This window comes from Pedobacter jeongneungensis (assembly GCF_039538295.1).
Classification (GTDB): Bacteria; Bacteroidota; Bacteroidia; order Sphingobacteriales; family Sphingobacteriaceae; genus Pedobacter; species Pedobacter jeongneungensis.
Genome location: NZ_BAABBY010000010.1, coordinates 25873 through 41097, shown reverse-complemented (window position 1 = coordinate 41097; position 15225 = coordinate 25873). Strand labels below are relative to the sequence as shown.

The 15225-nt window shown below is 39.7% G+C and carries 14 protein-coding genes; all 14 read left to right on the top strand.

The genetic code is table 11. From position 1 onward, the window contains the following. Positions 1-272: 272 nt before the first annotated feature. The 14 genes from ABD769_RS19320 (at position 273) to ABD769_RS19255 (ending at position 15207) form a co-directional block, all read left to right on the top strand. Positions 273-857, top strand: a complete 585-nt coding sequence (locus ABD769_RS19320; RefSeq protein WP_344853000.1) for a gluconate 2-dehydrogenase subunit 3 family protein — start codon at positions 273-275, stop codon at positions 855-857. Between the two features lie 25 nt (positions 858-882). Further along, positions 883-2583: a GMC oxidoreductase gene (locus ABD769_RS19315; protein WP_344852999.1), complete on the top strand. Its 1701-nt coding sequence runs from the start codon at positions 883-885 to the stop codon at positions 2581-2583. Positions 2584-2667: 84 nt separating this feature from the next. Continuing rightward, positions 2668-3825 (top strand): Gfo/Idh/MocA family protein, encoded by a 1158-nt coding sequence (locus tag ABD769_RS19310; RefSeq protein ID WP_344852998.1) that lies wholly within the window; start codon positions 2668-2670, stop codon positions 3823-3825. A gap of 9 nt (positions 3826-3834) precedes the next feature. Further along, positions 3835-4893, top strand: coding sequence for a sugar phosphate isomerase/epimerase family protein (locus ABD769_RS19305; protein WP_344852997.1), 1059 nt, complete (start codon positions 3835-3837; stop codon positions 4891-4893). A 25-nt stretch (positions 4894-4918) separates the two neighbouring features. Further along, positions 4919-5302: a c-type cytochrome gene (locus ABD769_RS19300; RefSeq protein ID WP_344852996.1), complete on the top strand. Its 384-nt coding sequence runs from the start codon at positions 4919-4921 to the stop codon at positions 5300-5302. A 32-nt stretch (positions 5303-5334) separates the two neighbouring features. Further along, complete coding sequence (locus ABD769_RS19295; protein ID WP_344852995.1) at positions 5335-6792, top strand: Gfo/Idh/MocA family protein; 1458 nt, start codon at positions 5335-5337, stop codon at positions 6790-6792. A gap of 59 nt (positions 6793-6851) precedes the next feature. Next, on the top strand, positions 6852-7532 hold the full coding sequence (locus ABD769_RS19290) for a 3-keto-disaccharide hydrolase (RefSeq protein ID WP_344852994.1): 681 nt from the start codon (positions 6852-6854) through the stop codon (positions 7530-7532). Positions 7533-7783: 251 nt separating this feature from the next. After that, positions 7784-9022, top strand: a complete 1239-nt coding sequence (locus ABD769_RS19285) for a nucleoside permease (protein WP_344852993.1) — start codon at positions 7784-7786, stop codon at positions 9020-9022. A gap of 1 nt (position 9023) precedes the next feature. Continuing rightward, complete coding sequence (locus ABD769_RS19280) at positions 9024-9914, top strand: hydroxypyruvate isomerase family protein (protein WP_344852992.1); 891 nt, start codon at positions 9024-9026, stop codon at positions 9912-9914. 10 nt (positions 9915-9924) lie between these two features. Next, positions 9925-10797, top strand: a complete 873-nt coding sequence (locus ABD769_RS19275) for a sugar phosphate isomerase/epimerase family protein (RefSeq protein ID WP_344852991.1) — start codon at positions 9925-9927, stop codon at positions 10795-10797. A 10-nt stretch (positions 10798-10807) separates the two neighbouring features. After that, positions 10808-11677: a sugar phosphate isomerase/epimerase family protein gene (locus ABD769_RS19270; RefSeq protein WP_344852990.1), complete on the top strand. Its 870-nt coding sequence runs from the start codon at positions 10808-10810 to the stop codon at positions 11675-11677. Between the two features lie 484 nt (positions 11678-12161). Then, complete coding sequence (locus ABD769_RS19265; RefSeq protein ID WP_344852989.1) at positions 12162-13151, top strand: aspartate-semialdehyde dehydrogenase; 990 nt, start codon at positions 12162-12164, stop codon at positions 13149-13151. Between the two features lie 188 nt (positions 13152-13339). Then, on the top strand, positions 13340-13942 hold the full coding sequence (locus tag ABD769_RS19260; protein WP_344852988.1) for a CDP-alcohol phosphatidyltransferase family protein: 603 nt from the start codon (positions 13340-13342) through the stop codon (positions 13940-13942). Positions 13943-14082: 140 nt separating this feature from the next. Further along, positions 14083-15207, top strand: a complete 1125-nt coding sequence (locus ABD769_RS19255; RefSeq protein WP_344852987.1) for an ATP-binding protein — start codon at positions 14083-14085, stop codon at positions 15205-15207. Positions 15208-15225: the final 18 nt, after the last annotated feature.

Sequence of the window (15225 nt, the reverse complement as noted above, 5' to 3'; positions counted from 1 at the left end):
TTCCCCTTCATAAAGCCCGCTTTACGGATTTATTAGTAAATAAGCTGCTCACCTATACTAAATGTACTTTTTACACCAAGTAAATTGCTAATAAAATCTTGCTTTAAACGACAATAAAGTAAGAAAAAACTATTTATTTAGAACAATTCTATTCGGTAACAATCGCATTGCAGTAAAATAATTTAACGGCAAAAATTTATTGTTTACGCTATATTTTTTCTAATATTACTAATTCAACACATATATAACCAATATATAAAACCATAAAGACGATGCACAGAAGAGAAGCACTTAAAAACGTTGCATTCTTGCTGGGAGGAGCAATTTCCGCAAGTACAATGGGCGTTTTATTTGAAAGTTTTACGCTCCCTGAAAACGAAAAAAACTTTGTGAATTATTCGCTGGAAGATGAAAAGATTTTTGCCGAATTTGCCGATATTATTGTCCCGACTACCAAAACATCTGCCGGTGCCAAAGCCGCAGGTTTAGGTAAGTTTATTCCGATGATGATGAAAGATTGTTACCCTGCTGAGATGCAAACCTCATTTGCGAAGGGTTTTAAAGATCTTCAGGCAAAATCAATGAAAGATTTCGGTAAAAGCTACATCACGTTAACACCAGCCGACCGCAAAAAATTGATGATCGATTTAAGAACAATCGCACTTGCACAAAAAGAAAGTAAATCAGAAGAAAACAAAGACCTGACTTACTTTTTCATCACTGCAAGGGATTTAACGCTGCTCGGTTATTATTCTTCAGAGATTGGTTGCACTAAAGCACGCGAATATGTGCTTATCCCGGGCCGATACGATGGTAACGCACCTTTAAAGCCAGGCCAAAGATCTTGGGCAACCTAATTTCTAACCTCAACAACAAAACATCATGAATTTAAATACAGATTTAAAAGCAGAAAATACTTACGATGCTATTGTAGTAGGATCGGGGATAAGTGGCGGCTGGGCTGCAAAAGAACTTACAGAGAAAGGCTTACGTGTACTGATGCTCGAAAGAGGAATGAACATTGAGCACATTACCGGTTACGAAACTGCCATGAAAAATCCATGGGATTTTAAACATGCAGGCAGGTTAACCGAAGAGCAAAAACGTACCCACCCAGTACAAAAAAGAGATTATCCTTATCAGGAAGCAAACGAAAAATGGTGGGTAAACGATTTAGAATGCCCATACACCGAAGATAAACGTTTCGATTGGTACCGTGGTTTCCATGTTGGAGGAAAATCATTAATGTGGGGCCGCCAGAGTTACCGCTTAAGCGATCATAACTTTGAGGATAATAAAAAAGATGGTCATGGTGTAGATTGGCCGCTTCGTTATGCCGAACTTTCGCCATGGTACGATTATGCAGAACGTTTTGCCGGAATCAGCGGTTCAAAAGAAAACTGGCCTACCTGCCCTGACGGGGAGTTTTTACCTCCAATGGATTTAAACATTGTAGAAAAATCGGTAAAAGCACGTGTAGAAGAACACTATAAAAGAGAGCGGATCATTATGATTGGCCGTACAGCCAATTTAACGGTACCCCATAAAGGCCGTGGTAATTGCCAGTACAGAAATTTATGTAGCCGCGGTTGTCCGTTTGGCGCTTATTTCAGTACACAATCTTCTACCCTGCCTGCGGCTATGGCTACGAAACGTTTAACCTTACGCCCGTATTCTATCGTAAACCATATTATTTATGATAAGGATACGAAGAAAGCTAAAGGTGTAATGGTAATTGATGCACAAACCAACAAAACAATGGAATTTTATGCTAAAATTGTTTTTGTAAATGGTTCTACATTAGGTTCTACATTCCTTCTATTAAATTCAACATCAGAAGCCCATCCAAATGGCTTAGGTAATGCAAGTGGTCAGTTAGGTCACAATTTAATGGATCACCATTTCCGTTGCGGCGCATCCGGCGAAGCAGAAGGTTTCGACGATAAATACACCTATGGCCGCCGTGCAAACGGAATTTACGTGCCGAGGTACCAGAACATCGGAAACGATAAACGCGATTATTTACGTGGTTTCGGATATCAGGGCGGTGCAAGCAGGGCCAACTGGCAAAGCGATGTGGCTGAATTGTCGTTCGGTGCAGATTTGAAAGAGAAAATGACCAAACCAGGCAAATGGACCATGGGTTTGGGCGGTTTCGGAGAAATGCTTCCTTACTACGAAAACAAGGTTTACATCGATCATAGCAAAAAAGATAAATGGGGACAGCCGGTATTGGCCATTGATTGCGAATACAAAGAGAACGAGAAAAAAATGCGTGTGGATATGATGAATGATGCTGCCGAAATGTTAGAAAAAGCAGGCATGAAAAACATCAAAACTTATGATAATGGCTGTTATCCGGGTATGGCGATCCACGAAATGGGTACTGCAAGGATGGGTAACGATCCAAAAACGTCTGTATTGAACAAATGGAACCAGATGCACGAAGTGAACAACGTTTTCGTAACCGACGGATCTTGTATGCCATCAATCGCCTGTCAAAACCCATCGTTAACATTTATGGCGCTAACTGCACGTGCCTGCGATTATGCTGTTAAAGAATTAAAGAAAAAGAATATCTAGAAAGGTTTAAGGTAAAAGGTTTAAGGTGTAGAGTTTAATTACCCTATGCCCTAAGCCTTTAGCCCTATGCCCCATACCTCAACAATGAAAAGAAAATTAAGAATGGGCATGATAGGCGGTGGAAAAGACGCCTTTATCGGTGCCGTACATCGTTTGGCTGCCAATATGGATGGCCTAATCGAATTATCTGCCGGAGCTTTAAGTGTAAACCCTGAAATCGGGTACGAATCTGGAAAATTGCTTTTCCTTCCTGATAACAGGATCTACACCAATTACGAAGAAATGCTGACTAAGGAAAGTGAATTGCCGGCAGATGAAAGAATCGATTTCGTAACCATAGTAACCCCAAATTTTGCCCACTTTGCCCCTGCTATGATGGCTTTGGATAAAGGTTTTAATGTGGTAATCGAAAAACCAATGACTTTAACTTTAGAAGAAGCAAAACAGCTGAAAGCAAAAGTTGAAGAAACAGGCTTAACATTATGTTTAACCCACACCTATTCGGGTTACCCGATGGTTAAACAAGCCAAACAAATGGTTAGTGAAGGTGCTTTAGGTGCCATCCGTAAAATTGTAGTTGAATATCCTCAAGGCTGGTTAAGTACCCTATCAGAACGCGAAGGCAATGCACAGGCCGCCTGGCGCACCGATCCGTCTAAAACCGGAAAAAGCGGTAGCATGGGCGATATTGGCACACATGCCGCACACCTTGCAGAGTACATTTCAGGACTAAAAATCACAAAAATATGTGCCGATTTAAATATTGTGGTACCGGGCAGAGCCATTGATGATGATGGTAACGTACTGTTAAAATTCGATAATGGAAGTAATGGTGTTCTTGTGGCATCGCAGATTGCTGCGGGAGAAGAAAATGCTCTAAAAATCAGGGTTTACGGCGAAAAAGGTGGCCTGGAATGGCACCAGATGGAACCAAACACCATGATTGTAAGATGGTTGAACGCTCCTGCACAGATCTACAGAACCGGTAACGGTTATATGGGCAGTTTCGCACAGCACAATACCCGTACACCTGGCGGTCACCCTGAGGGCTATTTAGAGGCATTTGCCAATATTTACAAAAACTTCGCGTTAACCGTAAATGCAAAGCTAAATAATGAGCAGCCTACTGCAGAAATGCTGGATTTTCCAGGTGTAGAAGATGGCGTAAGAGGAATGGCATTTATCGAAAATGTAGTGGCTTCCAGTCAATCAGATCAAAAATGGCACGATTATAAACTATAACCTTCCGGTATGACAACGATAAAAGGACCAGCAGTATTTTTAGCACAATTTATAAGCGACGAAGCACCATTTAATTCTTTAGAAAACATTTGCGAATGGGCAGCGGGGTTAGGTTTTAAAGGCATCCAGATGCCAACGCTCGATACAAGATTTATTGATCTTCAAAAAGCGGCTGAAAGCAAAACTTATGCTGACGAACTGAAAGGAAAAATTGCTTCCTATGGTTTAGAAATCACTGAGCTTTCTACCCACTTACAAGGTCAGCTGGTGGCCGTACACCCGGCATACGATGACCTTTTTGATGCATTTGCACCAAAAGAAGTGCATAAAAACCCGAAAGCAAGAACAGAATGGGCTGTACAACAAATGAAATATGCCGCAAAAGCTTCTCAAAATTTGGGCTTAAACGCACATGCAACATTTAGCGGTTCACTTTTATGGCAATATTTCCACCCGTGGCCACAACGCCCTGCCGGATTGGTTGAAGAAGGTTTTGCTGAACTGGCTAAACGCTGGACACCGATCTTAAATGAGTTCGACCAGTGTGGTGTTGATGTTTGCTATGAAATACACCCCGGAGAGGATTTATTTGATGGCGAAACCTACGAAATGTTCCTTGCCGCAGTAAATAATCACCCGCGGGCATGCTTATTGTATGATCCGTCACACTTTGTGCTGCAACAATTGGATTACATTCAGTACATCGATTTCTACCACGAACGCATCAAAGCTTTCCATGTAAAAGACGCAGAATTTAACCCTACAGGCAAACAAGGCACTTTTGGTGGTTACCAAAGCTGGGCTAACCGCGCCGGCCGTTACCGCTCACCCGGAGATGGACAAGTTGATTTTAAAACCATTTTTAGTAAATTGGCACAATATGATTTTAAAGGCTGGGCCGTTATGGAATGGGAATGCTGTATTAAAAACCAGGAAGATGGTGCCCGCGAAGGTGCAGAATTTATCAAAAAGCATATTATCAACGTAACAGATAAGGCATTTGATGATTTTGCAGCATCAGGCAGTGATAGCGCTTTCAATAAAAGAATATTAGGATTAAAAGATTAACAAAACACAAAACAACACACAAGACATGAAAAAAACATTTTTAATTTTAGGCGCTGTAGTCATTTTTATGGCTTCATTTTCAAAAGCAGATTTAGCAAGAGAGAAAACCGTAGTTGCCACAGCAACAATGACAAATCACACTGCTTTTCAATCAAATCCGGGCGAAAAACTGATCAATAAAAATGACTGTTTGGGCTGCCACAACAAAACCAACAAAATTATCGGTCCTGCTTACATAGATATTGCAAAAAAATATCCGGCTACTGAGAAAAACATTAATATGTTGGCCGATAAAATTATTAAAGGAGGTACCGGCGTTTGGGGCAATATGCCAATGACTGCCCACGCGACCCTTAAAAAAGACGATGCAAAATTAATGGTAAAGTACATTTTATCCCTTAAAAAATAATTTTAACCAACTTAGCAAATCGATTTACTACTATGAAAACAGAGCAAGAAAATAAAAACACGAGTAACCGCCGTGATTTTATTAAAACTTCGGCAATCGCTGCCGCAGCATTTATGATCGTGCCCCGCCATGTATTGGGCGGACAAGGTTTTTTGGCACCTAGCGATCGCTTACTGGTTGCCGGCATTGGTGTTGGCGGCAAAGGCCAGAGCGATTTAGATATGTTCAACAAAAGCGGAAAAGCAGATATTGCTTTTTTATGCGATGTTGACGATCGCCGTGCTGCCAATAGTGTAAAAGCTTTTCCTAAGGCTAAATACTATAAAGACTGGCGCGAAATGCTCGATAAAGAACATAAAAACTTCGATGCTGTCTCTGTTTCAACCCCCGATCATAACCATGCCATCCAGGCTTTGGCTGCCATGCAGTTGGGCAAACACGTTTACGTACAAAAACCTTTAACACACGATATTTATGAGGCACGTATCTTAACTGCTGCCGCCAAAAAATATAAAGTGGTTACCCAAATGGGAAATCAGGGTGCATCAAACGATGGTCCGCGCCAGATGAAAGAATGGTACGAAGCAGGCCTAATTGGTGATGTTCATACCGTTTACGCCTGGACCAACCGTCCGGTTTGGCCGCAGGGTATTCCATGGCCTACCCAAAAAGCCCAGATCCCTAAAGAATTAGACTGGAATTTATGGCTGGGAACTGCTCCCGAAAAAGATTTCGTTGATAAACTGGTTCCTTTTAACTGGCGCGGCTGGTGGGATTACGGAACCGGTGCATTGGGCGATATGGGCTGTCACTTAATCGAAGCGCCTTTCAGCGTGTTAAATTTAAAGTATGCCAAAGAAGTAGAAGCCAGTGTGGGTTCTGTTTATGTTGACGAATTTAAACGCGGTTACTTCCCTGAAAGCTGCCCTCCGTCAAGCCATGTTACCTTAAAATTCCCTAAAACGAATAAAACCAAAGGTGATGTTACTTTACACTGGATGGACGGTGGTATCCAGCCCGAACGTCCGGAAGAATTAGAAGCAAACGAAACTTTTGGCGATGGCGGTAACGGTACCCTGTTTATCGGGACAAAAGGCAAAATGATGTCTGAAACCTATAGCGCTAATCCGAAATTATTGCCGCTAAGCAAAAACAAGGATATCAAAGTTGCCCCAAAATATGCCCGCGTACCAGATGGTGCAAACGGACACTATAAGCAATGGGTAGAAGCAGCAATAGCAGGTTATGGAAAACAGGAAGTAAGTTCGCCATTCGAAATTGCAGGTCCTTTAACCGAAGCCTTATTGATGGCTAATTTAGCGATCAGAAGTTTCGATATCCAGAAAACCGTAAATGGCAAAGTTACTTATCCGGGCAGGTACACTAAAATGCTTTGGGATAATGACAACATGAAAGTAACCAATTTCGATGAAGCAAACCAGTTTGTAAAACGCGAATACCGCAAAGGCTGGAACAATTTAACTCTTTAATAAAACACATTCACAAACTTCGCAGGTTCCAAAACCCTACGAGGTTTAATTCAAAAAATATGAAAAAAATCTTCCTTTCTGCTATGATTGTATTAGCAGTTACGCAAATATCTAAAGCTCAAAAAGGCTTTAAACCACTGTTTGATGGTAAAACTACAACAGGCTGGCATACCTATAACAAAACTACGGTTGGTAGCGGCTGGCAGGTTCAGGATGGTGCACTACATTTAGATTTAGCAAAAAAAGGCACTGATGGCGGTGGCGATTTAGTTACCGATAAAGAATATGGCGATTTCCATTTAAAATATGAATGGAAAGTAGCTCCAAAAGCCAACAGCGGTTTAATTTTTTATGTACACGAAGAGCCTAAATACCATGCTACCTATTCTACAGGTTTAGAAATGCAGGTTATCGATAACGATGGTCACCCTGACGGAAAAATCACCAAACACCGTGCTGGTGATCTTTACGACCTTGTAAAAAGTTCATCTGAGCCCGTTAAACCTGTTGGCCAATGGAATAAAGCAGAAATTATTAGTAAAAAAGGTAATTTAACTTTAATTTTAAATGGCGTTGAGGTTGTAAAAACTACCCTTTGGGATGATAACTGGAAAAAAATTGTTGCAGGCAGCAAATTTGCAACATGGGAAAACTGGGGAACCTTTAAAACCGGTAAAATTGCGTTACAAGATCACGGAGATGAAGTTTGGTATAAAAACATTTCGATAAAAGAACTATAAAAACGGAAAATGTAAGAGGGAAGATGGATCATGTGAATTGCAAACCCCTCTTATTAAATCTAATGGTGTTTGGAATAAAACATCTTTAAAAGAATTTTAAAATGGAAAATGTAAGAGGGAAGCTGTATAATGTGAATTACAAAATCCCTCTTACCAAATCCACATAAAATATTATAACATTGTAAGATGAGTTTGGGGATACGTTTCCATCATCCCTCTTACCTTAATCATTTTACATAATTACTAGCCAAATGAATAGCACTACTCGCTTTAAACTCTCTGCCATGATGTTTCTGGAATTTTTTATCTGGGGCGCATGGTTTGTAACTTTAGGAGCCTTCCTAAACACCAACTTAAAGGCAACCAATTCTGAAATTGGGTCTGTATTTTCAACCCAATCATGGGGCGCCATAATTGCCCCCTTTATCATAGGCCTTATCGCCGACAGGTATTTTAACGCTGAAAGAATTTTAGGGGTATTACACATTATTGGTGCTGTTTTAATGTATCAAATGTATAATGCACCGGATGTAAGTGTTTTTTATCCTTACGTTTTAGCGTACATGATTTTATTCATGCCAACCCTTGCATTGGTTAATTCGGTTTCTTTTAACCAAATGAAAGATGCAGAAAAAGAATTTGCAAACATCAGGGTATTTGGTACCATCGGCTGGATCATTGCCGGTTTATTAATCAGTTTTGCATTTCACTGGGATTCTCCCGAAGGCATTCAGGCAGGATTATTGAAAAGTACCTTTTTAATGGCTGGTATCGCATCTTTGGTATTAGGCCTGTTTAGTTTTACTTTACCTGCAACTCCTCCAAAAGTTGCTAAAGATGAAAAAATAAAAATTGGCGACATTTTAGGATTAGACGCATTAAAATTGCTGAAAGACAAAAATTTCGCTGTTTTCTTCATCTCTTCTATCCTGATCTGTATTCCATTAGCATTTTATTACCAGAATGCAGGTCTTTTCCTTGCAGACATCAAAGTTTCCAATCCAACTGGCAAAATGGCCATAGGCCAGGTTTCCGAAGCATTATTTTTATTGGCTATTCCGGTATTCTTTTCAAAATATGGCTTTAAGAAAACCATTATCGTAGGTATGCTGGCCTGGGCCGTACGTTATGTGCTGTTTGCTTATGGCAATGCAGGCAACCTGAGTTTCATGTTAATTATTGGAATTGCCCTTCACGGCGTTTGTTACGATTTCTTCTTTGTTTCTGGTCAGATTTATACCAATTCAAAAGCGGGAGAAAAATTCAAAAGTGCGGCGCAGGGTATCATCACGCTTGCAACTTATGGCGTGGGCATGTTAATCGGCTTTAAAGTAGCCGGATTAATTACCGACATGTACAAAACCGGTGATGTAACCGATTGGAAAATGGTTTGGATTATCCCGGCTGGAATTGCTGCGGCAGTGTTCTTATTATTCGCCCTGCTGTTCAACGATAAAACCAAATCTGAAATAGAAGCTAAAGCAGTTTAAAATGGCCTCGAAACTAAATAGAAGAAATGCTTTAAAGAACATCATCGCAGGAACTGCTGCGATTGGTGTTTCTTCAGGATTTTCAGCATTAGCAATGGATAAACCAGAATCAGATCAGCCGTTAAGCCTAAAAGGAAATATTAACCATGCGGTTTGCCGGTGGTGTTTTAGCAGTTTAGACGTAGAAACACTTTGCATCGAAGCAAAAAAAATCGGCATTAAAGGCATCGATTTAGTTGGCCCAAAAGACTGGCCTACCTTAAAAAAACACGGACTTGAATCGACCATGTGCAATGGTGCGGAGATTAATCTGGTCGATGGTTTTAACGACGAAAAATTCCACGAAAAGTTAATCCAGAATTATACGGCAATGATTCCGCTGGTTGCCGAAGCCGGATATAAATACCTCATCTGTTTTAGCGGAAACCGCCGTGGCAAAGATGATGAAACGGGTTGGAACAATTGTGTTAAAGGACTGAAACAATTGATGCCACTGGCCGAAAAACACAATGTTGTTCTGGTAATGGAGTTATTAAACAGTAAACTCAACCATAAAGATTACCAGTGCGACAGGACCTCGTGGGGAGCTGAGCTTTGCAAACGTCTAGGATCTGAAAACTTTAAGTTACTATACGACATTTACCACATGCAGATTGATGAAGGTGATGTAATCAGGAATATCAGAGATTACCATCAGTACATTGCACATTACCACACCGCTGGCGTTCCGGGTAGAAATGAAATTGATGATACACAAGAACTTTATTATCCGGCCATTATGAAAGCCATTGCTGAAACCGGATTTAAGGGTTTTGTTGCACAAGAATTTATACCTAAAAACGCTGATAAAATAGCCTCGTTAAAAAAGGCCGTTGCCATTTGCGACATTTAAAACTATACCTATGATATCAAGAAGAAGTTTTATACTAAACTCTAGTATGGCTGCAGCGGCAGCACTTTTGGTTCCATCTTTGGCCTTTGCTCCTGATAAAAAAGTAGTAGGCTTACAGTTATATTCTTTAAGGGACGAGCTTCCTAAAGATGTTAGAGGAACCATTGCCAAAGTGGCAAAAGCAGGCTTTAAAGAAGTTGAAACTTATGGTTTTTCTATAAAAGATCAGTTTTGGGGATTAACACCTAAAGAATTTAAAGCATTGTTGGATGCCAATGGTTTAAAAGCACCAAGCGGACACTACGGTTTAGGCACCTACCTGGCCGACGGAAATACCACAGAATTAAAAGCGGCAATTGCAGCAGCAAAAGTACTTGGGAGCGAATATGTAACCATTCCCTGGTTAGACGATAGCATCAGAAAAAATGCTGATGACTATAAAAAAATTGCCCTTAGAATTAATGAAGCCGGTAAAATGGCAAAAGCTGCAGGGATTAGATTGGCTTACCATAACCACAATTTCGAATTCGAAAAACATGGTGATACCACGGGCTACGAAATCCTGCTAAAAGGAACCGACAAAAAATTTGTTGATTTCGAGCTTGATTTGTATTGGGTAATACGCTCGGGCAACGATCCGATTAAATTATTTAAAGAAAATCCGGGCCGTTTTACCATGTGGCATGTTAAAGATATGGACAAAGCCAATCCGGCATTAAATGCAGAAGTCGGAACAGGTTCTATCAACTTCAAACCTATTTTTGCCCAGGCAAAACTTTCGGGCATGAAACATTTCTTCGTTGAGCACGAAACCAATTACAAGCCAAATCCGCTTGGTTCTGTTACCGCAAGCTGTGCATTTATTAAAAAAGAAATTATTTAAATCTTAAGCGATGAATTCAAGAAGAACATTTTTAAAACAGGCAGGATTAGCAGCCGGTGCGGCTTTACTAATCCCATCATTTGCTTTTGATAAAGTAAGCAAAAATGTTGGTTTGCAATTGTACACCCTACGCGATGAATTGCCAAAAGATGTTAAAGGTATTATCGAAAAAGTAGCAAAAGCCGGATACAAGGAAGTGGAAACCTATGGATTTGCTAACGGAAAATTCTGGGGTTTAACACCAAAGGAATTTAAAGCTTTACTTGACGCCAATGGTTTAAAAGCACCAAGTGGTCATTACCACATGGATGATTTCGTAAAAACCGGGAATGCCGATAGATTAAAGGCTGATATCGAATCATCAGCTGCAATTGGTGGTAAGTATTTTACCATTGCCGGTGCACATGTTGATATGAGCAAGGGTGCAGACGGTTTCAAAAAAACGGCAAGCGATTTTAACAAGGTGGCTGAAATTGTAAAAGCTTCTGGTTTAAAATTTGCCTACCACAACCACGATTTTGAATTTAAAAATCTCGGCGATACTACCGGTTACGATGTCTATTTGAGTGAAACCGATAAAAACCTCGTTAACTTCGAAATGGATTTATATTGGGTAGTTCGTTCAGGTAACGATCCGCTGGCACTTTTCAAGAAATATCCGGGCCGTTTCCCGATGTGGCACGTAAAAGACATGGACAAAGCGAAACCAGAGTTAAACACCGAAGTGGGCAAAGGATCAATTGATTTCAAAACCATTTTTGCACAGGCCAAATTAGCCGGCATGCAGCATTTCTTTGTAGAGCACGAAAATAATTATCAGCCGGATCCGATTGGCTCGATCAAAACAAGCTGCGATTATATCAAAGCAAGTTTGATTTAAATTTTATCTCCAAACCTCGCATGGTTCTCAAACCGGCGAGGTTTTTCCGCGCTTATCGTCATCTCGACTGAAGCATAGCGAAATGGAGAGATCTATCTTCAAAACATCAAACCTTTAATTCGTTAGTCATATTTTGCGCTAGGGTTACAGACCTAGGTTATCTAAACCTGACAGCAGCGGGCATCCCGATTTTTCATCGGGATAAAGCGGATGGCAGGACTTTCGTAACCGATAGGCACTGAACCTGCTTTCCAAAACAAAAACATCACTAAATACCAACTTTATAGATTTCGTCCCAGACTTCCGAAGTTGGTGGTACCCGCCCCAACAAAACCTCGGAAGTCTTTGCTCACCATATTTTCTATCGAAAACTTAAAATTCCAAATATTAAAAGCAAATTTAATTGGTAACAATAGGGATATAAGCTTAATTTTTAGCATATTTGGGCTCATATCAAATAATTAATAATATAAAAAAAATTAAAATGAAAGTAGCAGTAGTAGGTGCAACCGGATTGGTTGGCACTGTCATGTTAAAAGTATTGGAGGAAAGAAATTTCCCTTTAACAGAGTTAATTCCTGTAGCATCAGAAAAGAGTGTTGGTAAGGAAATTACTTTTAAGGGTAAGAAGTTCCCAATTGTTAGCATGGATACTGCAATTAGCATGAAACCTGATATCGCCTTGTTCTCAGCAGGTGGAAATACTTCATTAGAGCATGCGCCACGTTTTAAAGAGGCCGGAACAACGGTTATCGACAACTCTTCTGCATGGAGAATGGATCCTGCAATTAAATTAATTGTACCAGAGGTTAATGCACACGAACTTTCTATCGATAACAAAATTATTGCCAATCCAAACTGCTCTACTATCCAGATGGTGGTGGTTTTAAAACCTTTGCACGATAAATACAAAATTAAACGTGTAGTGGTTTCTACCTACCAATCGGTTACCGGTACAGGTGTTAAAGCGGTTGAGCAATTAATGAACGAGCGTAAAGGCATTGACGGCCCAAAAGCTTATCCATACGAAATCGACTTAAACGTTCTTCCGCATATCGATGTTTTCACCGAAAACGGATATACCAAAGAAGAAATGAAAATGGTTAAGGAAACGAACAAAATTATGAGCGACGATAACATTAAAGTTACCGCTACAACGGTTCGTATCCCGGTAATGGGCGGTCACTCTGAGTCGGTTAACATTGAGTTCGAAAATGATTTCGATTTAGCTGAAGTGCGCAGCATCTTAGAAAAAGCACCAGGTGTAATTGTTGTCGATGATGTAGCCAACTTGAAATACCCAATGCCGAAAGATGCCCATGAAAAAGATGAAGTTTTTGTAGGCCGTATCCGTAGAGATGAATCAGCACCTAAAGCATTAAACCTTTGGATTGTTGCCGATAACTTACGCAAGGGCGCTGCAACCAATGCCGTTCAGATTGCCGAATACCTGATTCAGAAAGAATTGGTTTAATCAATAAAATACAAGCCCCCCGATGTAAAATCGGGGGGCTTTTTTATAAAATGTATTATAATACAGAATGTCATCCTGAGCTTGTCGAAGGACCCTGCCAGAACTTCGTCTAAGGCGTTTCGAGTGACTCAACGTGACAAATTTAGAGAAACTATTATGATACATTCTCTTTTTTATGCGCTCTAACAATGAAACATATTCCAATCGCTTTAATTTATTCCAGGTTACTTATTGGTTTTGGAATTATTTTATTAAGTGTTTTCCATGTTGCCCATTATTCCTTTTTGGCCATTACCTTATTATCCATTGGGTTATTAACCGATGTTTTCGATGGCATCATCGCCCGTAAGCTCAATATCTCTTCCGAAAAGTTAAGGCGCCTGGATTCAGGGATCGATCAGGTATTTTTTATTTCAGTAGCGGTTGCCACTTATATCCAGTGCCCCGATTTCTTTAAAACCAACCTTGTTAAACTAATTGTCCTTGGTGCTTTTGAAGCTTCAACTTATGTATTAAGCTATTTTAAATTCAAAAAGGAAATTGCTACGCATTCTATTGGCGCTAAAATCTGGACGTTGACCATATTCGCTACTTTAGTCGAAATTATGGTTCATTGTGAATCTGTAGTGTTATTTGAGCTTTGCTTTTGGATCGGCGTAGTAACCAGAATAGAAATACTCGCCATTGTTATCACCCTCAAAAAATGGACAAATGATGTACCCAGCTTTTACCACGCAATTAAATTAAGGCAGGGAAAAGAAATTAAACGTAATAAGTTGTTTAATGGCTGATTTATAAATATCAAAACATTTAATTCAGGGATCATAATCACTAAATTACATATAAAAAAGAGATCGTAATCACTAAATTATATATAATTTAGTGATTAGAAGATAATTTTACTAAATTTGAGTATAGCAAATATTATGAGATGATTATCAGGGATCTGCAGGATCACATTAAGTCCAAGTTTTTTAAGCAAAAAGCCATTATTATCACCGGGGCAAGGCAAGTGGGTAAAACTACTATGTTAAAGCAAGTTGTAAAAAAAACAGAATTGCCCTTTGTATTTTTGAATTGTGACGAGGCAAACGTACGGGCCACCTTAACCGATATCAGTATCGAAAGGCTTAAATCAATCATTGGTCCGAACAAAATCATTTTTATCGACGAAGCTCAACGTGTTACCAACATTGGCTTAACTTTAAAACTGATTGTAGATAGCTTTACTGATATTCAGTTGTTGGTTACCGGTTCTTCATCATTAGATCTGGCTGTGGGTATCAAAGAATCGTTAACGGGAAGAAAATTCGAATATCACCTCTACCCTTTTTCAGTTGCAGAACTTATTGAAGACACTAATGTGCTTACTGAAGAACAGGCTTTAGAAAAAAGATTAGTTTATGGTGCTTATCCCGACGCGATCAATTATCCCGGAGAAGAAAAGGAACTCTTATTAAACCTCGCCAACAGCTATCTTTTCAAGGATATCCTGTCGCTTACAGGCATCCGTAAACCTTTACAACTTGAAAAGCTGGTGCAGGCATTGGCTTTACAGATTGGGAACGAAGTTTCTTACACCGAACTTGGACAAATGATCGAAGCCGATAAACTCACCGTTGAGCGTTACATCGATCTTTTAGAGCAGTGTTTCGTGGTATTTAGGCTAGGTGCTTACAGCAGTAACCTGCGGAACGAAATTAAAAAAAGCAAAAAGATATACTTCTATGATACAGGAATCCGAAATGCAGTAATCGAAAATTTCAGCACGCTCAACTTACGACAGGATGCAGGTCAGTTGTTCGAAAATTATATTGTATCTGAATATATAAAAGCCAGTAATAACAAAAGAAAACATGCGAAATATTATTTCTGGCGCAGTTTCCAACAACAGGAAATTGATTTAATAGAAGAAGTTGATGGAAAAATAAATGCCATAGAGATTAAGTGGAACGCAAATAAAAAAGTAAAGTTTCCTTCAACTTTTTTAGATGCATATTCTACAAATGAAACGTACGTTATAAATAAAGCCAACTATACCAGTTTCCTGATATAAAATAATCACCTGCAAATA